The following is a 19,850-nucleotide window of genomic DNA, read 5'->3' on the forward strand; positions in this document are numbered from 1 at the left end:
CCCCCTGACATCCCATGCTGAAAACCGATAAGATCGCCGCTACCTGTCAGGAAAACTCACAGATCCCATGCGCCAGGACCTTCCCCCGCTCAATGCTCTGCGTGCCTTCGAGGCCACCGCCCGCCTGAACAGCGTAAGCCAGGCGGCCGAACAGTTGCACGTGACCCACGGCGCGGTCAGTCGGCAACTGAAGGTGCTGGAAGAACACCTGGGTGTAAGCCTGTTCAGCAAGGATGGACGTGGCTTGAAACTCACAGATGCGGGTGTGCGCCTGCGCGATGCCAGCAGCGACGCTTTCGAACGCTTACGTACCGTATGTGCAGAGCTCACGCAAAACACTGCGGATGCACCGTTCGTATTGGGCTGTTCGGGTAGTTTGCTGGCGCGTTGGTTTATCCCGCGCCTGGGCCGGCTCAATGCCGACCTGCCGGATTTACGCTTGCACCTGTCCGCCGGCGAAGGCGACCTGGACCCCAGGCGACCAGGGTTGGATGCCTTGCTGGTTTTCGCCGAGCCACCCTGGCCGGCCGACATGCACGTGTATGAGCTGGTGAGCGAGCGAATCGGCCCGGTGATGAGCCCGCACTACGCCGGCTTTTCCCGTCTGCAAGGCGCAGCCGCCGGCGCACTGCTGGATGAACCCCTGCTGCATACCCTGTCCCGACCACAGGCTTGGCCGACATGGGCACGGCAAAACGCCCTTGAGCCCCAGGCATTGAAATTCGGCCAAGGTTTCGAGCATTTGTATTATTTGCTGGAAGCTGCCGTCGCAGGGCTGGGTGTGGCGATCGCGCCCGAGCCGCTGGTGGCCGAGGATGTACGCGCCGGGCGCCTGGTCGCGCCGTGGGGTTTCGCTGAAACCCCGGCGCGACTGGCGTTGTGGCTACCCAAGCGCGCCGCGGACGGGCGCGCCAGGCAATTGGCCCAGTGGCTCAGGCATGAGCTGAGCCAACCGGTTCAGTCACCACGCTTGCACAGCAAGTAAGCGGCCAATAGACCGATTGCGCCGACCGCGACACCGGCCGTGGTCCATGGATGCTCCTTCGCATAATCGCGAGTGGCGAGCCCGGTTTCGCGGGTTTTCACCTTGACTTCTTCATACGCATCGCTAAGCAGGTGCCGAGAGTGTTTCAGCGCGCTTTCGGCGTTTGCCTTGAGCGTCTTGAGGGTCTTGCGCGACTCATCGGAGGCGTCGTCCTTCAGGCTTTCCAACGACTTGAGCAGACTCTCGATCTCCGCTTCCATGCTTTGCAACGAGGCTTTACGTAGCGAATTACTGGCCATGGTGGCTCTCTCCTGCAGTGGTTGAATGGTGTGAGTTGGGACTCCAGCCGCTTCTGAAAGTGCAGTAAATCTGAACTTTAAACAGGTAACGGCGCCACAGATAGGGCGCAAAATCGCTGCTAGGCTGTTAGAGCCCCTATACGGAGAACGTTATGACTGATCAACACACGTACAAAAAGATCGAGCTGGTCGGCTCGTCTCCCACCAGTATTGAAGACGCCATCAACAATGCCCTGGCCGAAGCCAGCAAGAGCCTCAAGCATCTGGAATGGTTTGAAGTCACGGAAACCCGCGGGCACATCGAGAATGGTCGGGCTGCGCATTTTCAGGTGACGATAAAAGTCGGCTTCCGGATCGCTAATAGCTGAGGAGCACTGAACTTGCGCGCTGGCGGAGTGCCATAGGGAATGGCGATGCGCTATTGTCTGCGCGTCAGATCTTTCCAATACCTGCCCTATTGATCCGACCAAGGAGTGCAAGCGATGAAAAAGTTGATGGTGGCCCTGGGTTTGCTGAGCCTTGCGGGTGGTGCATTTGCAGCCGGCAAGCCCTGCGAAGAGCTGAAAAGCGAAATCGCAGCAAAGCTGGATGCCAAGGGCGTGTCGGGCTATTCGCTGGAAGTCGTCGATAAAAGCGCAGCGGCTGACGCCAAAGTCGTCGGCACCTGCGAGGGCGGCAGCAAGGTGATTACGTACAAACGCGGTTGATTTGACGCGTATGAGAAGCCGACGCAACGCGTCGGCTTTTTCATGGGCGCGATTCAGCCTTTCATGACCTGCGCCAGCAGCTCATACGAATGCAGGCGATCGGCATGTTCATACAGGTCGCTGGTGAAAATCAGCTCATCGGCCTGGGTTTGCTCGATCAACACATCCAGCTTGGCGCGAATCTTCTGCGGGCCACCGACCATGGCCAGGCCAAGGAAGTCGCCCACCGCTTCTTTCTCGTGGGGCAACCACAGGCCGTTCATGGTCTCGACCGGCGGACGTTGTACCAGGCTCTGCCCGCGCATCAGCGCCAGGATCCGCTGATACACCGACGTTGCCAGGTAATCGGCCTGTTCATCGGTGTCCGCTGCCACCAGAGGCACACCGAGCATCACGTAAGGCTTATCGAGTACCGCTGACGGTTTGAAGTGATTGCGGTAGATGCGGATCGCCTCGTGCATGTAGCGCGGTGCGAAATGTGAGGCAAAGGCGTAGGGCAAACCACGCTCGCCGGCCAATTGCGCACTGAACAGGCTGGAACCCAACAGCCACACCGGCACGTTGGTCCCGGTGCCAGGCATGGCGATGATGCGTTGATCCGGTGTGCGTGGGCCCAGATAGCGCATCAGTTCGGCCACGTCTTCAGGGAAATCGTCGGCGCTGCCGGAGCGCTCGCGACGCAGCGCCCGCGCCGTCATCTGATCGGAACCGGGTGCGCGCCCCAGCCCCAGGTCGATTCGACCAGGGTAGAGGCTTTCCAACGTGCCGAACTGTTCGGCGATGATCAACGGCGCGTGGTTGGGCAGCATCACCCCGCCGGAACCGACACGAATGGTCGAAGTCCCCCCCGCCAGATAGCCCAGCAGCACGGCCGTCGCGGAGCTGGCGATACCGTCCATGTTGTGATGCTCGGCCACCCAGAAGCGGGTGTAGCCGTACTTTTCCACGTGTTGCGCCAAGTCCAGCGAATTGCGCAGGGACAGGGCGGCGTTGCCATCGGCGCGAACAGGCACCAGGTCGAGGGTTGAGAACTTCACTTCGGACAGCTGTTTCATGGGCCGGATCTCCAACGGCGTTCCGGGCTTTTCCTACGGGCAAAAGCCTGCCGTTTCTATAGGTGTGTTCCATGCAATGTGGGCATATACCCGAGTTTCAATAGCTGCAATGAATTTTCCTACTAAATTAGTCGACTAATCGATCGGGTGAACTTTATCAGCCCGTCTATCCTCACAACCCTGGTAATGAAAAACACCCGGCGCGAACACTCGCGCTCAATCTGAGGAGGCAGACATGGCTATCATCAAGAAAGCATCGGCTCACTGGGAAGGCGACCTGAAAACCGGCATCGGCTCCATCTCCACCGAAACCGGCGTGCTGCGCGAAGCACCTTATGGCTTCAAGGCCCGCTTTGAAGGTGGCAAGGGCACCAACCCTGAAGAGCTGATCGGTGCGGCCCATGCAGGCTGTTTCTCCATGGCGTTTTCAATGATTCTCGGCGACGCCGGGCTCAAGGCTGACGCTATCGACACCAACGCCGAAGTGACCCTGGACCAGGTTGATGGCGGCTTCGCGATCACCGCGGTGAAACTCACCCTCAAGGCGAAGATCCCTGGCGCCAGCCAACAGCAATTCGAAGAACTGAGCAACAAGGCCAAGGAAGGTTGCCCGGTTTCCAAGGTGCTGAACGCCAAGATCACCCTCGATGCGACACTGGTGAGCTGACGAATCGAAAGAGCGCAGCCTTTGAGCCAGCCGCCGAAGGCTGTGCTCTTTTTACCCTGTCAGCCCATCAGCAATGTGTGGTCGAATGACGGTATGCAGTTTCTGCGCACAGGCAGTGCGCACTGTCATAAGGAATTTCGAGCATGAAACGATTTGCCCTGGTGGTTATCGGTTGCGCATTCGCCACATCCGCCTTCGCGGCGCCTAAACCGTGCGAAGAGCTCAAGGCCGAGATCGAGGCCAAGATCCAGGCGCAGGGCGTCACGTCCTACACACTGGAAATCGTCACCAATGACGAGGTCCACGACCAGAACATGGTGGTGGGCACCTGCGAAAGCGGCACGAAGAAAATCATTTACCAGAAGAATGACCGCTAGAACGCCCTACGGGATGCAGTTGACCTGGCGTTCCTCGGCAACCACTTCACGCTTGGCGTTGTAGAGCCGGGCGCTTGGGGTAAACGCCAGGTTGCGAGCCTCCAGACGGTAACGCTGACCCGCCTCGAAACGGTCGAAACGTACAATCAGGTAACACAGTCGCTCTTGCGGTTCGGCTTGCATCCCTAATCCACCGCCACTGAACACTTCAAAGTCGAAGCGCACTTTCAGTTCGTGGCTGCCTGGCGAAACCTGGAAAAACCGCCCGTCCCGCAGGCGCCGGCCATCCAGGCTCTCAGCCATCAGCATCCTGCCGCCCGGCGTTGGGGTAGCGAAATCGACCCAGGCCATGTTCGGGTCGACGGCAGGCAAGGGGCTGGCCGCACAACCGCCTATAGCAACCAGGGCCGGTAACAACATGGATAGGCGCATGATGAATTCCTGAAGTCAGGCCCTGAGCATAACGCCGATCAGCTTTGCTGGCAGCCCGCCGGCGTACCATGCCCCACGACTTTGCGTTGTTGATCGTAGAGTTTGGCCCAAGGCCGGAAGCCAATACTGCCGGCCTGCAACTGGTAACGCTGGCCGGCGTTGAATTCCTTGAATTTCACGTTCAACCGGCAATCACGCCACAGCGGCTCGGCATCGGGACCGATGTTGCCGGGTTCAACGGCAAATTGATAACGCACCGTCAGCTCATGGCTGCCAGGCTGGACTTCGAAATAACGCTTGTCGAGGGACGTCTTGTCGTCGACTTCCAGCGCCTGCAACGCGGTGTCCCGATGGCTTCCCAGGTCGATCCAGGCTTGGGACGGATCAGGGTCGGGCAACCCGGCACAACCGGTCAGCAGCACGAGGCCACTCGTCAGCATCAACATGCGCATAGCGAAGCTCCAGGCAGGCGAGATAGTCTTGTGGGCAGACTCTCCCAAGGTGATTCCAATTGATCAGGCCGCGTTCAAGCCATCGGTTACTCGACCGTGTTTTCCGGATTTTGTTTCCAGGCCTCCTGCTTTTGTTACTCAACGGTTGTTCAAGCATCGGTTACTACGGCCAACTCGTCGGCGGACAGCTGCGCTTGCTGCAGGCCCGTGAGCCGATTGACCAAGTGATCGCCGACCCCGCACGCGATCCGCAACTGCGCGCGCATTTGCTCCAGGCACGCGAAGCACGGGCATTCGCCAGCGCACACCTGCACCTGCCGGACAATAAAAGCTATCGCCTGTACGCGGACATCGGCCGGCCGTTCGTTGTCTGGAATGTCTTCGCCACACCGGAATTTTCCCTGGCGCCGCGAACCCATTGCTTCCCCATTGCCGGCTGCGTGGCCTACCGCGGTTACTACAGCCAAAGCGCCGCCCGAGGCGAGGCGGCGGTGCAGCGCTTGCAAGGCATGGACGTGTCGATTGGCGGCGTGGAGGCTTATTCGACCCTGGGCTGGTTCAACGACCCGATCCTGAGTGCGATGATGCACTGGGGCGACGAGCGCCTGGCGACGCTGATTTTTCATGAACTGGCGCACCAGCGCTTTTACGTAAAGGACGACACCGAATTCAATGAGTCCTTCGCCACCTTCGTCGAACAGGAAGGCACCCGGCAATGGCGCGCCAGTCGTGGGCTGCCACCGGATAACGGCAAGCCGGTGCAGCAGCGCGACCAGTTCATCCAACTGATCCTCGACACCCGCCTACGCCTGGAGGCGCTCTACGCCCAACCCCTGCCGGCCGAGCAAATGCGCCAGCGCAAGGCAGGAGAGTTCGAGCGCCTGCGCAGCGACTACGAACACCTGCGCGACAGCCAATGGGCAGGCGACAAGCGCTACGACGCCTGGGTCTATGCACCGATGAACAATGCACGGTTATTGCCGTTCGGCCTGTATGACCAATGGGTGCCGGCGTTTGCGGCGCTGTACAGGCAACAGGGCGAGGACTGGGTTGGGTTTTATGCGGCGGTGGAAAAGCTCGGCAAGCTGCCTATTGAGGAACGCAAGGCCGTGTTGAGAGGGCTGGCAGAGTCGAAAACTTCGGCTGATTGAGCGGGCCCCTTCGCGAGCAGGCTCGCTCCCACACTGGATCGGTGTTGATGCAGCCTGCGTGTACAACGCCGGACCTGTGGGAGCGAGCCTGCTCGCGATGGCGGCCTAAGGCAGCCCCCGTCACCACCAAGACAAATCCCTATTGAAAACATCACGCAACTGCGCCGCGCTGATACAGCGTCGGCTCGGATCAAACGCCAGCGCCAAACGCAGCGCCGACCAGCAACGCCTGGGCAAGTTACGTGGCGCCTTGAGCTGTCGTTCCAACCGAGTATCGCGCGCCGCTGTGGCAGCCCAGCGGCGAAACGGATGGCTACCGCTCGCCAATTCATACAACAGGCAAGCCACACCATAGACATCGGCAGCCGCTGACAGAGCCGAGCCTTCCAGCAGCTCAGGAGCGGCGTAGGCGGGGGTCCAGGCCTTGAGACGTTTGCGGTCCAGGTTGGGCAGATTCTTCAACGGCCCCTTTTCTGCCAGGCCCAGACCGAAGTCGAACAAACGCACGTTTTCCTCACCGAGCATCACGTTGCTTGGCTTCACATCACCGTGCAGTACACCTCGGCCATGAACATACGCCAAGGCATCAAGCAGCGGCACGGCAATCGTCCGCAATTCATGCCAAGACACGCCCTGCGGCCGTTCGCAAAGCAGTTGGTCAAGCGTCAGGCCGCGCATCAGCTCCATGGTGATAAACGCCTGCCGGTGAGCGGCGTCCACTTCAAAACTGAATGGGCGCAGCACGTTCGGATGATGCAATGGCCGGGTCAGGGCAAATTCGCTGTAGAGCAGCGCACCCGCGTCGGGGCATTGGTAGAAGGGCTCGCTGAGCATTTTCAGCGCGATGTACGGATCGGGATCACCGAACTGTTCGTGCAGCAGATCCCGGGCGCGGTACACAAGCCCCATGCCGCCCGCCCCCAGCAAACGCTCCAGGCGAAAACGCCCGCCAAGAAGTTCAGGCCTTTGACTGACGCTACGTTCGGACGCTGTCACAGCAGGCATACCGTCGATAAACGCGAAATAGGTAGGCTGGCCGTTTTCTCCATTCACCGGCGGATCACCACCGCCGTCAGGTTATCCCGCGCTGCACCACGCAGAACGTCAGCGAACAGCCGCTCCAACGCCAAGCGCGGTGAAGCCAGGTCCAACGCATGTCCCAGTGCTTCGCCACTAAGGCCTTGATACAAACCGTCACTGCACAGCAAAAACGTATCACCGGGACAGACCCCCAGTTCCAGCACTTCCAGCGTCAGCTCCGGTGCGGCGCCTACCGCGCGGGTCAATGCCTTGCCCGCGGGATGAGCCAAGGCCTCGTCGCGACTGATGTGGTGGGTGTCGATGAGTTGCTGTTGCAGGGAGTGGTCCTTGGATAATTGGTACAACCGTCGACCACGCCAGAGGTAGCAACGGCTGTCGCCGGCCCAGATGCAGATACCGCGGTTGCCTTCCAGCAACAACGCCACCACCGTGCTGCCCATGATGCCGTGATGCTCCTCGGTGACGGTCAGCTCCTGATTCAGCCGCCGATTGCTCCAGCGCAGGCATCGGCGTACCGCTTTCGCACGTTCGTAAAGGTTTTGGTGCGGGGGTAGCTCCGCCAAATTGGCAACAATCAACTGACTGGCAATATCACCATCCGCATGACCGCCCATTCCATCTGCGACAGCCCACAACCCATGTCGCGGGCATTCGAGGAAAGCATCTTCGTTACGTGACCGGACCTTGCCCTTATCCGTGCGCGCGCCGCTACGCCAGGAAGCGGTGCCCTGCATCAGAGTTGCACCGGCATTCGAAATGTCCGTAGGGCCGCCATGTCGAAAGGATTCGGCGTGCGCTGGCTTGTTAACAGGTAGTTGGCGCGCAATCCGCCCAGGTCAGCCTTGAGCACGCGGACATCGCGTCCGGTCAAGTACTCGACCTGCATCAGGTCGAACAATCGAAACAACGACCACGGCCCCGTGTTCTTCTCGATGCCAACACCTCGCCCGACCCTTTTCTCCAGCACCAAAGCGGCTCGCCCGTCCTGCTCGCTGCTTGGCCAAGTGAATGCCACAGGCAGGATCGGACCGTGACGGTATTCAAGCGCCCTGTCGCCAAAGCGGAACTCCGAACGGCTCACCGTCGGATCCAGGGTGTAAGGCTCAAGCTTGAATTGCACTTGTGGTTCAGCCGGGTCATGGGCGAAAAAGCTTCGGCGAATGGTATTTGCCGTCGCCATCTGGTCGAGATAGGCCATGGACATTGGCAGGCTTTGACCGTCGATGCTGCGCGGCCGGTATTGCCCCGGCGTACCACTGACGAAGGGACGCATATAACGCTCGAAGAATCGATCGACAATGCCCTCATCCTTGAAAAATTCCCGGAAGTCGTTCAGCGCGACTTCGCTGACGCTGTGGGCGTTGAACGGATACCGCTTGTGGATCGCCTTGCCATAAAAACTGTACAGCTCGCTCTGATAGCGCTGGTTCAGATAACGGTAGGAATCGTTTAGCACCAAACGCCAACTATCCTCGGCCAACGCGTTGAACCATGCACTGATGGGACGCGGCAGACGCGCTGAGGCACTGCGCAGATGACTCAATGCATCGCGATGGCCGCCCATGCGACCCCGAGCCAGCTCGAAGGCAGCAAGCTCCGGCGCATCGGTTTGGGCCAGGCCAGCCAGTTGCGATTGGAGATCGTCGAGGGCCCGCAAGGCCTGGTTCAGATCAGCTGTCGGGCCATTGTCCGGGTCAAGCAGCCGGTGCAGCGGTTCGAAACGTCGGTGCAAGGCTTTTCGCGCGGTGTCCGGCAGACTTTCGGTCAAGGGACCAGCGACTTTCCCGGCCACAACGGCGATTTTTCCGAAGGCACCCCCCTTCCCAGTCTGCGTCACGTCATCGATTTGCTCGGCAACGCTCTGGATCCACGTGTTCTCGCGTACCTGCACCAGCATCTGCACAATTGGCGAATGCGCTGAGGTCAGCCCCGCAAGTTGCTGGGCGCCCTCCCCAGCACTGTTGATTGTTTGTAAGGTCACCCGACCGACCGCATTGCTCCAGTGGTCGGCATAGTCACGAAAGTACAATTGCTCCAACTCGGCCATCAGGCGACGCATGTCCAGGCTGCCAAGGTCCTCGCCATTGCCCAGTACCCAGTTATCGCGCAGCAACTCGGTAACCAACGCCGCACTCTGAACGGAGAAATATCGCTCGAAACCCTGCCGGGTATATAAGCCAGGAATGACATGGTCAGTGCCCACCAGCAACGCGCCCTGCGAGCCCAGATGGTGACTGAGCCGATAGTGCGGCAGGTGATTGGCCTGTTCATGCAACATTCCGTACACGACGACGGCCAGGGATTCACTGCGCAGTACTTCACGCGCTTGGGCAATCAACGGCTCGTTGAGCGCGTGGGTAAAGGGCTGCTCCAGTAAACGCGCGAAATGGGTATTCAAACCGTCCTGGAGCACGGTGTTGCCGGGGTAACGAAGGGACCAATCCTTATTCAGCCGATCCTTGAGCCAAACCGTATCGCGGCGCTCTTTCAGATTCAGCATCAAGTACGCGCGCAGGCTGTTGAGCAAGCGTTCGCGGTCATTCCAATTAGCGCGGATATGCTCTTCCAGTCGTTGCGCAACCCGGGGCAATAGGGCTGCCCGCAATTCGCGCTCGTACGCGTCAGTCACAGCACGATTGCTGACTTCCCCCTGGTACAAGCCCATACGCTCATAGAAGGGCACCGCCGTCGGAGGCGGGAAAACCCGGGTGGCCTCGAAGCGCAGATCAAGTGATTCGAGCATCGAGATCCAACCATCGCCGGTCACCGCTGCTGATTGCTGTTGATCCCAGCGCTGCGCCAATGCGCGCACGTTTTCCAGGCGCTGGTGATTGGTCGAAAAACCATTCGCCCACAACAGCCCCAACAGCCCAAGGACCGTCAACCCACCAAGGTACAAAGCCCGCTGCCCCCAATCGATACGACTGCGCTCGCGCTGATCGAGGTCGACCAAATCGGCTTCCGGGAGTATCACCCGACTGATCAGATGACGGATGAACCGATCGCCAGAAGGGGCGTTATGGGTCCGGGCGTTCACGCTGCCATGTTCATCGGTCGAATTCATTGTCCGGCTCGGCTGCGATGCGCAGGTCAGGTAAAAGCCACGCAGGCTGCAGTTGCCTCCGGCGAACGCTTGCTCGACCAGCAAGTACAACCTCGCACCGATCTGGCCCAACTGGTTTGGGAAATCAAGGATGCCGCTGCGACGCTGCGTATCACGCTCCTGATGCATGCGCATGATGACTTGGCTGTTGAGTCGATGCAGGAGCGCTTCGAAGTTGGCGCGTAATTCGGTCGCGCCGCTTGTGGGCTTATCTCGGCTGAAACTCGCTCCAAGTACCTGGTCGCGCTCCTCGCGAGTCAGCGACTCGAAGAATTCATGGAAACCTGGCACACGGTCCGCTTTGCTCAGGACCAGATAAATCGGCACATCAATGTGCAGCCGTCGTTTCAACTCCCGCAAACGGCCATGAATCTGGCGAGCCAGCGCGGTCACTTCACCCTCGCTGCCCAGCAGCAGGAGTTCAGTCGGCACAGCCAGCAGCACCCCGCTCAACGGGCGACTACGGCGACGTTTGCGCAACAGTTCGAGCAGCACGGTCCAGGCACTGCTGTCGACGTCATTGTCCGCCTGGGTCAGGAAGCGTCCGGCGGTGTCGATCACCACGGTGTTTTCGGCAAAGTACCAGTTGCAATACTGAGTATCCGATGGGTCGCTGATCGGCTGATGCCCGTGGTGAGGAAACTCCAGACCCGAGCAATTGAGCAGGCTGGTCTTGCCGCTGGCAGGCGGCCCCATCAGCAGGTACCAAGGCAACTCGCTACGCCAGCGTTTACCATGTCCCGGATAAAGACCTGGAGACTTCAGCGTGCTTAAAGCCTTCTGGAAGCGCGAGCGCACTTCATGCTGCTCGTTATCAATCCTTTTCCGTCGTAGAACACGAGGATCGGTGTCGTTTTCCTGAGTGCTCACGGTCGGGTCGGCGTGCCTATTGACGAAAACCATCCCCAGGCCCCAACCCAGCAAGAGCACACTGATGGTCAGCAGCCTGGCCGTTGGGCTCGCCCAGAACTTATAGTCATTGACGGCCAGCAGCGGCCCGACAAACCACACCAGCAGCGCTGCGCAAGATACCAGCAGCAGCGACCAGACCCAGGTCCGACGACCCACGGTATGGATTTTCCTGAAAAGCAATTTCATGACACGTCCCTGTTCAAGGCAGCGGCTGGGCGGTGACCGGCTCCAGCAGTTGATAAGGTTGCAGTACGCTTTTGCGTTGCTCTTCCAATACCCACGCGAAGCTCGAATACATCACGCCCAGGCAGAACAATGTAAAGCCCGCCACTGCCCAGGTCGGGATAATGCGCACTGGGCGGTGAGGTTTGCCGACAGCGCCTTCGCATTGAGGTGACAGTTCGCGAGGCACCTCGCCGCGTACCTGGCGAATCAGCCGATAGAGAGCGTCGCGCAGGCTCTCAAGCTCAAGCCCCCCCCGAGCCTCAACCCGATATTTGCCCTCAAAGCCGAGGGACAGGCACAGATACAGCAACTCAAGCATTGCCAGATGCTTGACCGGGTTTTTCGACAGACGATCAAGCAGCTGGAAGACTTTCTCGCCACCAAAGGTTTCGTTGTGAAAACTGCTGAGCAGACTCAGCTGTGACCAGTCTCCACCACGCCCCCATGGCGAGGTGACGACCGCTTCGTCAATCACCGTGCAGAGCACGTAGCGTGCGGCGATCAACTGCGTATTTTCAACGCCGAACTGCAGAGCACGGGCCTCGAATTGCTCCAGGCCCCCACTCAGCTCCCGCTTGAGTGCTGGCAAGTCCCCGCGACCTTGGCCGTACTTGAGCTGCGCCATTTGCGACAACAACCCGCAGGCCGCGGCTACCAGCGGATTGAGGCCGACATTGGAGGCCTGGGACGGCGGTAGCTGCGCGGCATAGATCATTCGTTCCTGCAGTTGCTCCATACGCGGCGGGGCGACTGCGTCGGTCAATGGTCCTGAAATAGGGCGTTGTCCGTGATGGTCGAGCAAGACCGTTGTTTCGTCCTGAGGATCTTCCTTATCCATGACATTCAGTTCCTGATGGCCCAGAAGTTCAGTTCTAGCTCAGCGAAGTCACCGGAAACATGGAATGCAAAGCCCGCGGAGCGCTTCAGCTGAGCCAGGTCTTCGGAGCTTGGTTCGAGAATGAAATAGGTCTTGTTGGCGTGGAACGCAATCTGCCGCGGTGCCACGGGCAGAGGCCTGATCCTGATGCCTGGCAGGTGCAGATTGACCAGCTGGCGGATGCGCTCCACTGAACCGACCTTGAGATGCGCAGGCAATCGTTGGCGCAGCTCCTCAGCGTCGCAATTGGCACTTGCCGCCAGCACGAACGAAGCCGAATCCAACAACGAAAGATCCTGCATCGGCGAAACAATGACGCCGTATTGACGCGCCTGCAGTTGCATCTCGATAGCATGCTGCTCGAGCACCATCGACAGCGCCTGACGGATCGCTTGCATCAGGCTGCGAAAGCACCCGCCCTGGTTGCTGTGCTGGTAGCGGTTGTCGAGCAGAGGCCGCTTGCTGTCGCTGGAGAACGCTGCCAGATCGCCTAACAGCCCCAGTAACATTCGATACAGTGCTTCCGGATGCACCTGCTCCAGACCCAGGTAATGACGCAGCAACAATTCGTTGCGATTGATTAGTTGCAGCATCATGAAGTCGCCTACTTGCGCGCCTCCCGCTTTGCCATTGGCGCCGATTCGCTCCGCGAGGCTATCGCCCCGATGGGCAAGCATGCCGATGACTTCCTTGAGGCAAGACAGCAAATAGGGGGATGAGCCAACCTGGATGAACGTTGGCACAAAGATCGGATCGAGACTGATCACCCCATCGACTGTGGTGTCGAGTACGTCACAGAGCTTGAGTTTCACAAACGCGTCTTCGCTCAGTTGCTCGCCCAACAGCAGGCGCAGGTCCGGGCGGCCACAGCTGATCTGGCTTGCACCCGCTTCTCCGGCGTTGGAGTCCGCCACCAGCGCGTCGTAGGTGGTGTAGCGCGCCAGTACGTCGGAATATTCCGGACGACGCGACTCGATGTGATTGCCGGTCACCAGGGGCAGAGCGAGGTAGATTGACGTGTTGCGGGTATTGGACGGTATTTCCAGGGCCAGCGGTTCGGCGTTACCACCCAACTCGAACAGACTGCCATCGGGCAGGACACCGCTGGCCTGGCTGACCACCAGTTGTCCCATGTTGAGAAACTGCAGATCAATTTCCAAGGTCAGGAAACCCCAGGCGTAACGGCTTAACAGCCGGGTACGAACCTTCAACTGGTGGTCGAAATAGCGATCGTTGTGTTGCAGATGCTGCGGGCGCAGAAGCATGCCCTCCTGCCAGATGACCTTGTCGTGATTCATTGGTCATTCACCTTGGCAAGTCGGTTGGTGATCCCGGTCCGATCAAGGCTCAGGTTCGCTTCAGTCAACTGTCCCCCGGCAACCGGCAGCGTATAGCGCCATCGCGTGTGCGGCAGGTCACGGTAAGCCGCGAGCATGCCAAGGTAACGGCCATCCCCCGTGAGGCTGAGCCGCAGTTCAACGCTTTCACCTGGACGCAATTCCAGCTCTTCGCTGGCAACCAGATCCGCCGCCAGGGTTTCCCTCGCGCGCTCATATAGGCTGAAGAAGTCTGTGTTCTCAAACGCCACCGGATGCTTGAGTTCGAATAGTCGCACCACCAATGGCGACGGCCGTCCATTGAGGTCCGGGTTGAGCTCGTCGCTGGTGGTCAGTGCGAGGTTGAGTTTGGTCATCGCCGAGAAGGGCGACCAGCTGGCGCAACCGCTCAATAAAAGCGTTGTGGCGAACGCTGTGAAGACCCAGGAAAAAAACTTCGTGAAGCGAGGCATGGGCGTCATCCTTGGCGATCGATATGCAGGGAGGAAATCAAGCGAACCTGTTCTTCATAGGCTTGAGCGTTTTGCTTGAACCATTGCGCAGTAGTAATTGCCAGGGACTCACGGGCAGCTCTATCGAGGTTATTGAGGTTCACGCCCAGCGCATGCCCGAAGCGCCCCCAGAAGCGCTCATCCAGACATTCGCTGGCATCGGATCGGTTCAGCTCCACCCCGGGCGGGACCTCGACCAGTTCGGGTAACAACAGGTTTTCCATCTCGACACGCGCATAATCCACGCTCCCGCCTCTGTTTGGCGGTAGCGCAGCGGGGGTTATCAGCTCATCGATGTCCAGGAAGATGCTCTCCTGCTGATCCAGAAGCTTCAGCGGGTCGAGATCCAGAAAAGCGTTGTCCGGGATAAGGCTGCCACCTGACCTCAGGTGACTGGGTCCGGCAGCACCGCGCGCGGAATCGGAGACGAGCCGCACCAGAACTTCGAAATTGCCCAGGATGTAGGCATCTGCGTCCTGTATTCGTACCGGCTTGCCCTTGGGCAGACGCATCCCACTCTGCCGGTGGGTCGTACCGTTTCCACTGATATCGGTCAGGAAAAACACGCCCTCGCGGGAACTCACCTGTGCGTGATGCTTGGACAGCAGACGCTGGCGATCGGGAATCACCCAGTCACAGTCCTCACCCCGCCCGATCACACCGCCTGCCGGTCCGAAAGATTTCCGACGTTGATGTGCGTTGGTGAGGTGCCCGGGGTTCAGCATCTCGAAAACAAGTTCCATCTATAGAAGCTCCTGGGGGTCACTGCCACGATTGACCGCCTGTGGGTCGCCCAGAGGGCGATAATCGCTGTCGTTGAATGTGTAATTGCCGGTGCAACCGCCGAGGCTGCATGACAGGACAAGGGTCAACAGGACAATTGACCATGAACAGACAGACATGAAGTTCTCCAGAGGCTGGTGGGCGGAGCTGGCATGGGTACGTAGGAAAAGAGCAGGATCAATCATCGAAATCACTGCGCTGAATTTTCAGGCGTTCAAGGCGGTAAAGCAGTGTGCGCAGTGGCAGGCCCAGTTCTCGGGCGGTACGCGCCTTGTTGCCGCCGAACTCGCGCAGGCCATCAATCAGAAGGCTCCGCTCGATCTGCACCATGCGCTCTCTGAGGCTTACACGGCCGCGCTCGGACGGGGGTGAAATGTGCAATCCCAGATGATCGACGAGCAACTCGCTGCCCTCGCACAGCAGCACGGCCCTTTCTACGATGCTTTTGAGCTCACGGACGTTTCCGGGGAAACCATAGGCCGCCAGATGGTCAAGCGCCGCATCCGACCAGCGCAGCGGATCACGCTTCAAGAGCGCGCATGCCTTGTCAGCGAAGTGCCGCGCCAGTTCGATGATGTCGCCGTCGCGCTGCCGTAGTGCCGGCAATTGGATCGGAAACTGTGCGAGGCGGTAGTACAGGTCTTCGCGGAACTTGCCCTCCTCCATTAACTGCTTCAGGTCGCGATGGGTAGCGGCAATGATGCGCACATCGACGTTGTGCGTTTCGTTGGACCCCAGTGGACGGATTTCACCCTCCTGCAACACTCGCAGCAGCTTGGCTTGGAGGGACAATGGCATGTCACCGATTTCATCGAGCAACAAGGTACCTCCATGAGCTGCGTCGAACAGCCCGATACGGTCCCGGTCAGCGCCGGTAAAGGCACCTTTGCGATAGCCGAAAAGCTCACTTTCCAGCAAGTTCTCGGGCACTGCCGCGCAGTTTTGCACCACAAGCGCCTTGGCCCGACGCTGTCCAGAGTCGTGGATGGCGCGCGCCACTACCTCCTTGCCGGTACCGGTCTCCCCCCGCAACAGGATGGTATAGGGGCTATGCACGACCTTACTGATCATTGAGCAGGTCTTGCGCATCGCTGCACTCTTGCCGATCAGGCCGTAGTCATTGGCACTCGGCAGGCTCCTGTTGATAGGCAGGGGCTCATCGCAAGGACGGTGCAGGCGCTGCAACAGATGGAGCTGGCCCAGCACAAATGCGCCAAGATGACCCAGGGACTCAGCAAATCCCTGCAAGTCAATGTGCTGATCGCTAGCGCACACCAACACGCCATCAGCGGTCCCTCGCAGGTTGACGAGGGGTACACAGAGCACTGATTGCCACGGCGTAGCCCGGTGCGGTAAAAACCGGGTTTCCTGGAGGCTGTCGCTCAACGCGTCAAGGCATACCACACGGTTCTGGCGCAGGGCGAATTGCAAAAGTTGCTCATCGCTGTAATCGGAAGGCAAGGTTGTCCGGTCACGGAATTGCAAATGGCCTTCCAGGCATTCGGTGTTCATTTCCAAGTGGATGCGGGTGGCATCAAGCGCGTACAGCTGTACCAGTTCACACCCACAGAGTTGCGCCACACCCTGGGCGAAATCCCCTACCAGCACTGCTCCGTCCACCAAGCGCGAAAGCCTGGAAAACTGCGTTAAAAGCGCTTGAGCATAGTCAAGGGGTTGCGGAACACTCTCGAACATCGCACTCACCTCAACTGAACTCACACGCTACGCTGGCATAGGGACTGCACTGCTGAAGGTCTACGTGGGTCATGTCATCCTTTCCTAATGAGTTTTACTGCCAAGAGTCACCACGCCGTCCGCGCGCTCATGACCCAGCCAACTGGTCCATCCCAGCCGACAAGCGTTCTGTTCTCCAATGCGCAGAGCTCGGATTTCCTGCCTGCGCAGGGATAGGCGAATGTCGTATTCGAGGGGATCGCGCAGAGTGAAACGCACGAGCGAGCACAGCGGCTGGTAATTGCTGCCGATGGGAAGGAATTCGTGGAAGCGTTGCCAATCCAGCTCAGAAATATGGATTCGGAACTTGCCACTGCGGTCGCGTACCCTTTCACCGAGCACGAGATCGTGGCTCAACAGGCTGTTGGCGCTCCCCAGGCGACTGCGCTGCTCGTCGAGGATGTCCACCCGGCGCTCGATACATTGTTCGAGGTACAGTTCAGCGTGCTTGAAGTAGTAACGCAGTACGGCTTCGATCAGTGCGGCTGAATGAGCACGCAGGCTCAGTAGGCCCAGGTAAGGCAGCAGACGCTTCCAGTTCAGTTGGTTGGCCTTGCGAATTGTTTCTCCACCCAGGCCGATCAGCGCAAACAACTGTTCCGAAAATGGATCTCGAGCACCGTGCTGAAAACTTGCGCAGTAACGGTACTTGCGCCAGATCGGCAGCATCAGTCGTTGGAGACGATGGTGGAACACGTCGAGGAAATCGCGAGTCGAGCTATTCTCATCACTCAAAGCCTGCTCGCCATAGAACGCCGGTAGCGGCGAACCTGCGCCCACGAGGGTGATCAGGTTCAAGCGCAGACGTGCGCGCACCTTTCCGTGCTCCTCGAAAAACTCTACGCGCTCGATATCGCTGGCCGGGAAACCCAGGCCTGGATTGGCCTGGAATTCCAACCGCTCATACAGCTCTTCATCATCCAGGTTTGGATGGGCCTCACGCAGCCGATCAATGACCAGCAGCACGGCCTGAAACAGCGAGTACTCGCGTATCTCTCGTGTCAGCACGCTTATAGAAGCGGCTGCTGGCCCATGCGGGGTGTCCATTGGTACACCTCTCCCTGTGTGCTGTTCACCCGCAGCTCGTGGTACGAATTAAGGCTGGCATAAAGCGCGAAGAATTCGTTGAGAACCGAGGCGAAGACGAACAGATCACCTTCGCCGATATAACCCTGTGGATCGACGGTGAGTTCCGTGCGCAACCCGCGGACCGGCAGCCCACGGTGCAGCCGGTCGACGTGCTGGTGCCTGATCGACTTGAGCCCGCTCAGCAAGCGCTTGCTGACCTTCTCGGTTTGCTCGTCGTAGTACCGCGGAAAGTCGTAGCTTTCGAGGATCACCTTGAGCGCATCGACATCCGCCAGTGACAGGTAGTTGAGCGACATGTTGCTGATCAGCTTCCAGAGAAAGTCGCTATTGAGTGGGGGCGCGAAACTCGGCGTGACCGGGCCGATGTTGCGGAAACCGAGCGCTTCAGGGGTTTTTTCACCAGGTTGATTGATATCACCGGGCCTGAGTTGGCGCGGCAGATCCAGATTGGTGCACATCAGCTCGATTGACAGCGTTTCATAGGGCTGAGCGTGTTGAATACCGAAAGCCAGACAGGTATCGAGGCGGCTGTTCAACAAGGAGGGTCGCTGGCGAACGCTGTAATACGGCCGGCTGTGGGGTACATCAAAACTTGAATCGTGCTCAAAGGATTCGAACGGTACATAGGTCTGATAACCCAGGCCGCCAGGGTTCCAGCCGGTAACGCTCTCTACCGAATAGACCCCGCAGTGTTCAGAGTCGTAATGGGCCGGTAACAGCCGATATTCGTCCTGTTTGCCATCCAGGCGGATCGGCTGGGCATCATGCTTGAATAGATTGACGATCGGTGTGCAATAAAGCTTTACGTTATCCAGCGTTGGACGCATCCGCTCAATGCTGCTTTTGCCGATCTCGAAGCGCAGATCCAGACCACGCATCCGTTTGAGGCTGCTCAAGGGCAATGCGTTGAACACGTCCAGGCCATCGACATCGACGAACAGGAACTTGTCCTGGAAAGCGAAATACTCCTGCAGGTAGCGATAGCCGCGAAAGGTATTCAGCGGATACGGGATCAACGCTTCCTCTTCGGCAAACCCTACCGGCTGGACACGGGCGGCTGGGATCCTGAACGTCATGGGACTGCTATCTTCGACGCGGAGGGGTTCGCCAGCACCGTCCAGCGGGATCAGTTCGATGCTTTCAAGGTTACGTACCAGGCTGAGATAGAGCATCTGGCTGATATAACGCTCGCCGGTGAAATGCAAACGCAACCGGCTCAACTGCAACTCCCCCAAGTGGCCGTTACAATGCATCTCCAAGCGCAGGCTCAACAATGACCCGTTTCCCTTGACCGAATAACTCAACCCGGTCAGCTCCAGTGCCAGGACGTCGGTTGGGTAGCAAGTCAGAAACTGGCAACGCACGCCCTGAACGGGCTTGCTTTCGACCGGCGTATTCCGTTCCACCCGCAGGGCGGGTCCGGAGCGTGACAACGCATCGAACTGCAAAATACTGAAAGCCGGCAACGGCCGCATATAGTTCGGCCAAAGCAGTTGCATCAGCGAATGGCTCAGTTCCGGCAACTGGTCATCAAGTTTTTCACGCAGTCGCCCGGTCAGAAAGGCAAAGCCTTCCAGCAACCGTTCTACATCCGGGTCCCGCCCCGCCTGCCCCAGAAAGGGCGCCAACGCCGGATTCCGTTCGGCGAAACGTCGACCCAACTGACGAAGCGCCGTCAGCTCGCTCTGGTAGTAATAGTTAAACGACATGAGTGGCTATCCTTGTCTGACCTTGACCTGACCGCTGCCATCCAGGCATCCGATGAAACTGACCTGCCGCTTGAAACCCTTCACATCCAGCAAACCGTCGATATTGAAGGACAGCCAAAGCTGATCGGCACTGCTCGGCATCGATGTGACGCAAACATTGCTGAGCCGCGGTTCGTAGGCCTCAATGAAGCCTTCAATCGCGTAACGGGCTTGGCTCCTTGCGTCATGCAGGCTCAAGCGCATGTCATTGAGTTCTGGCAACCCGTAATCGGGTAACGTCGATACGCTACCTGCACGGACGCTGAGCATCTTGGCCAGATGTGCAACCACGGATGCGGTGGCGCACATCTCGGTACTCCACCCCCTGCGCGTTTCGACCTCACCAGCCAGGCGCTCGAAAAGGCTGCCGTAGGACATGACCGCA

22 protein-coding genes are annotated in these 19,850 nt (G+C 59.0%); 6 read left to right on the top strand and 16 right to left on the bottom strand.

Features of this window, described 5'->3' with window-relative positions:
- The first annotated feature begins 67 nt into the window (after nucleotides 1-67).
- Nucleotides 68-985, top strand: coding sequence for a LysR family transcriptional regulator (locus tag J7E36_RS00075; RefSeq protein WP_214998668.1), 918 nt, complete (start codon nucleotides 68-70; stop codon nucleotides 983-985).
- On the opposite strand, the gene J7E36_RS00080 is transcribed toward J7E36_RS00075, so the two are convergent.
- On the bottom strand, nucleotides 958-1,284 hold the full coding sequence (locus J7E36_RS00080) for a DUF883 family protein (protein WP_214998670.1): 327 nt from the start codon (nucleotides 1,282-1,284) through the stop codon (nucleotides 958-960). The two genes, J7E36_RS00075 and J7E36_RS00080, sit on opposite strands and share 28 nt — an antisense overlap.
- Before the next feature lie 152 nt (nucleotides 1,285-1,436).
- On the opposite strand from J7E36_RS00080, the gene J7E36_RS00085 reads away from it, so the two are divergent.
- Nucleotides 1,437-1,652, top strand: a complete 216-nt coding sequence (locus J7E36_RS00085; RefSeq protein WP_214998672.1) for a dodecin — start codon at nucleotides 1,437-1,439, stop codon at nucleotides 1,650-1,652.
- 114 nt (nucleotides 1,653-1,766) lie between these two features.
- Nucleotides 1,767-1,991, top strand: a complete 225-nt coding sequence (locus J7E36_RS00090; RefSeq protein ID WP_214998674.1) for a DUF1161 domain-containing protein — start codon at nucleotides 1,767-1,769, stop codon at nucleotides 1,989-1,991.
- Nucleotides 1,992-2,044: 53 nt separating this feature from the next.
- On the opposite strand, the gene J7E36_RS00095 is transcribed toward J7E36_RS00090, so the two are convergent.
- Complete coding sequence (locus J7E36_RS00095; RefSeq protein ID WP_214998676.1) at nucleotides 2,045-3,046, bottom strand: LLM class flavin-dependent oxidoreductase; 1,002 nt, start codon at nucleotides 3,044-3,046, stop codon at nucleotides 2,045-2,047.
- 235 nt (nucleotides 3,047-3,281) lie between these two features.
- Here J7E36_RS00095 and J7E36_RS00100 point away from each other — a divergent pair, with 235 nt between their 5' ends.
- Together J7E36_RS00100 and J7E36_RS00105 are read left to right on the top strand one after the other, a co-directional pair.
- Nucleotides 3,282-3,713, top strand: coding sequence for an OsmC family protein (locus J7E36_RS00100; RefSeq protein ID WP_214998678.1), 432 nt, complete (start codon nucleotides 3,282-3,284; stop codon nucleotides 3,711-3,713).
- Nucleotides 3,714-3,856: 143 nt separating this feature from the next.
- Nucleotides 3,857-4,090 carry a DUF1161 domain-containing protein gene (locus J7E36_RS00105; RefSeq protein ID WP_214998680.1) on the top strand — a complete coding sequence of 78 codons (234 nt, stop codon included), beginning with the start codon at nucleotides 3,857-3,859 and terminating at the stop codon, nucleotides 4,088-4,090.
- Between the two features lie 6 nt (nucleotides 4,091-4,096).
- Here J7E36_RS00105 and J7E36_RS00110 read toward each other — a convergent pair whose 3' ends face one another.
- Together J7E36_RS00110 and J7E36_RS00115 are read right to left on the bottom strand one after the other, a co-directional pair.
- Nucleotides 4,097-4,522: a hypothetical protein gene (locus tag J7E36_RS00110; protein ID WP_214998682.1), complete on the bottom strand. Its 426-nt coding sequence runs from the start codon at nucleotides 4,520-4,522 to the stop codon at nucleotides 4,097-4,099.
- Nucleotides 4,523-4,560: 38 nt separating this feature from the next.
- Nucleotides 4,561-4,974, bottom strand: a complete 414-nt coding sequence (locus tag J7E36_RS00115; RefSeq protein ID WP_214998684.1) for a hypothetical protein — start codon at nucleotides 4,972-4,974, stop codon at nucleotides 4,561-4,563.
- A gap of 59 nt (nucleotides 4,975-5,033) precedes the next feature.
- On the opposite strand from J7E36_RS00115, the gene J7E36_RS00120 reads away from it, so the two are divergent.
- Nucleotides 5,034-6,125, top strand: coding sequence for an aminopeptidase (locus J7E36_RS00120; RefSeq protein WP_214998686.1), 1,092 nt, complete (start codon nucleotides 5,034-5,036; stop codon nucleotides 6,123-6,125).
- Nucleotides 6,126-6,245: 120 nt separating this feature from the next.
- Here the strand turns inward: J7E36_RS00120 and J7E36_RS00125 are convergent, their stop codons facing one another.
- The 12 genes from J7E36_RS00125 to tssE form a co-directional block, all read right to left on the bottom strand.
- Nucleotides 6,246-7,130 (bottom strand): serine/threonine-protein kinase, encoded by an 885-nt coding sequence (locus tag J7E36_RS00125; RefSeq protein ID WP_214998806.1) that lies wholly within the window; start codon nucleotides 7,128-7,130, stop codon nucleotides 6,246-6,248.
- Between the two features lie 44 nt (nucleotides 7,131-7,174).
- Complete coding sequence (locus tag J7E36_RS00130) at nucleotides 7,175-7,900, bottom strand: PP2C family protein-serine/threonine phosphatase (RefSeq protein WP_214998688.1); 726 nt, start codon at nucleotides 7,898-7,900, stop codon at nucleotides 7,175-7,177.
- On the bottom strand, nucleotides 7,900-11,367 hold the full coding sequence (gene tssM / locus J7E36_RS00135; protein ID WP_214998691.1) for a type VI secretion system membrane subunit TssM: 3,468 nt from the start codon (nucleotides 11,365-11,367) through the stop codon (nucleotides 7,900-7,902). The genes J7E36_RS00130 and tssM overlap by 1 nt, the downstream gene beginning before the upstream one ends.
- 13 nt (nucleotides 11,368-11,380) lie before the next feature.
- A complete protein-coding gene (gene icmH, locus J7E36_RS00140) occupies nucleotides 11,381-12,244 on the bottom strand; it encodes a type IVB secretion system protein IcmH/DotU (protein ID WP_214998693.1) in 864 nt (287 codons plus the stop codon).
- A gap of 5 nt (nucleotides 12,245-12,249) precedes the next feature.
- Nucleotides 12,250-13,581 (bottom strand): type VI secretion system baseplate subunit TssK, encoded by a 1,332-nt coding sequence (tssK, locus tag J7E36_RS00145; RefSeq protein WP_214998695.1) that lies wholly within the window; start codon nucleotides 13,579-13,581, stop codon nucleotides 12,250-12,252.
- Nucleotides 13,578-14,072 (bottom strand): type VI secretion system lipoprotein TssJ, encoded by a 495-nt coding sequence (tssJ, locus tag J7E36_RS00150; protein WP_214998697.1) that lies wholly within the window; start codon nucleotides 14,070-14,072, stop codon nucleotides 13,578-13,580. The genes tssK and tssJ overlap by 4 nt, the downstream gene beginning before the upstream one ends.
- A 5-nt stretch (nucleotides 14,073-14,077) precedes the next feature.
- Nucleotides 14,078-14,854, bottom strand: a complete 777-nt coding sequence (gene tagH, locus J7E36_RS00155; protein WP_214998699.1) for a type VI secretion system-associated FHA domain protein TagH — start codon at nucleotides 14,852-14,854, stop codon at nucleotides 14,078-14,080.
- Nucleotides 14,855-15,013 (bottom strand): type VI secretion protein, encoded by a 159-nt coding sequence (locus J7E36_RS25135; protein WP_231286432.1) that lies wholly within the window; start codon nucleotides 15,011-15,013, stop codon nucleotides 14,855-14,857. It lies immediately after the preceding gene.
- A gap of 58 nt (nucleotides 15,014-15,071) precedes the next feature.
- Complete coding sequence (locus J7E36_RS00160) at nucleotides 15,072-16,589, bottom strand: sigma 54-interacting transcriptional regulator (RefSeq protein WP_214998701.1); 1,518 nt, start codon at nucleotides 16,587-16,589, stop codon at nucleotides 15,072-15,074.
- A gap of 84 nt (nucleotides 16,590-16,673) precedes the next feature.
- Nucleotides 16,674-17,675 carry a type VI secretion system baseplate subunit TssG gene (gene tssG / locus J7E36_RS00165; protein WP_214998704.1) on the bottom strand — a complete coding sequence of 334 codons (1,002 nt, stop codon included), beginning with the start codon at nucleotides 17,673-17,675 and terminating at the stop codon, nucleotides 16,674-16,676.
- A complete protein-coding gene (tssF, locus tag J7E36_RS00170) occupies nucleotides 17,639-19,426 on the bottom strand; it encodes a type VI secretion system baseplate subunit TssF (RefSeq protein WP_214998706.1) in 1,788 nt (595 codons plus the stop codon). The genes tssG and tssF overlap by 37 nt, the downstream gene beginning before the upstream one ends.
- A 6-nt stretch (nucleotides 19,427-19,432) precedes the next feature.
- On the bottom strand, nucleotides 19,433-19,843 hold the full coding sequence (tssE, locus tag J7E36_RS00175) for a type VI secretion system baseplate subunit TssE (RefSeq protein ID WP_214998708.1): 411 nt from the start codon (nucleotides 19,841-19,843) through the stop codon (nucleotides 19,433-19,435).
- Between the last annotated feature and the right edge of the window lie 7 nt (nucleotides 19,844-19,850).

It is taken from the genome of Pseudomonas fluorescens (genome assembly GCF_018614775.1).
GTDB lineage: Bacteria > Pseudomonadota > Gammaproteobacteria > Pseudomonadales > Pseudomonadaceae > Aquipseudomonas > Aquipseudomonas fluorescens_BY.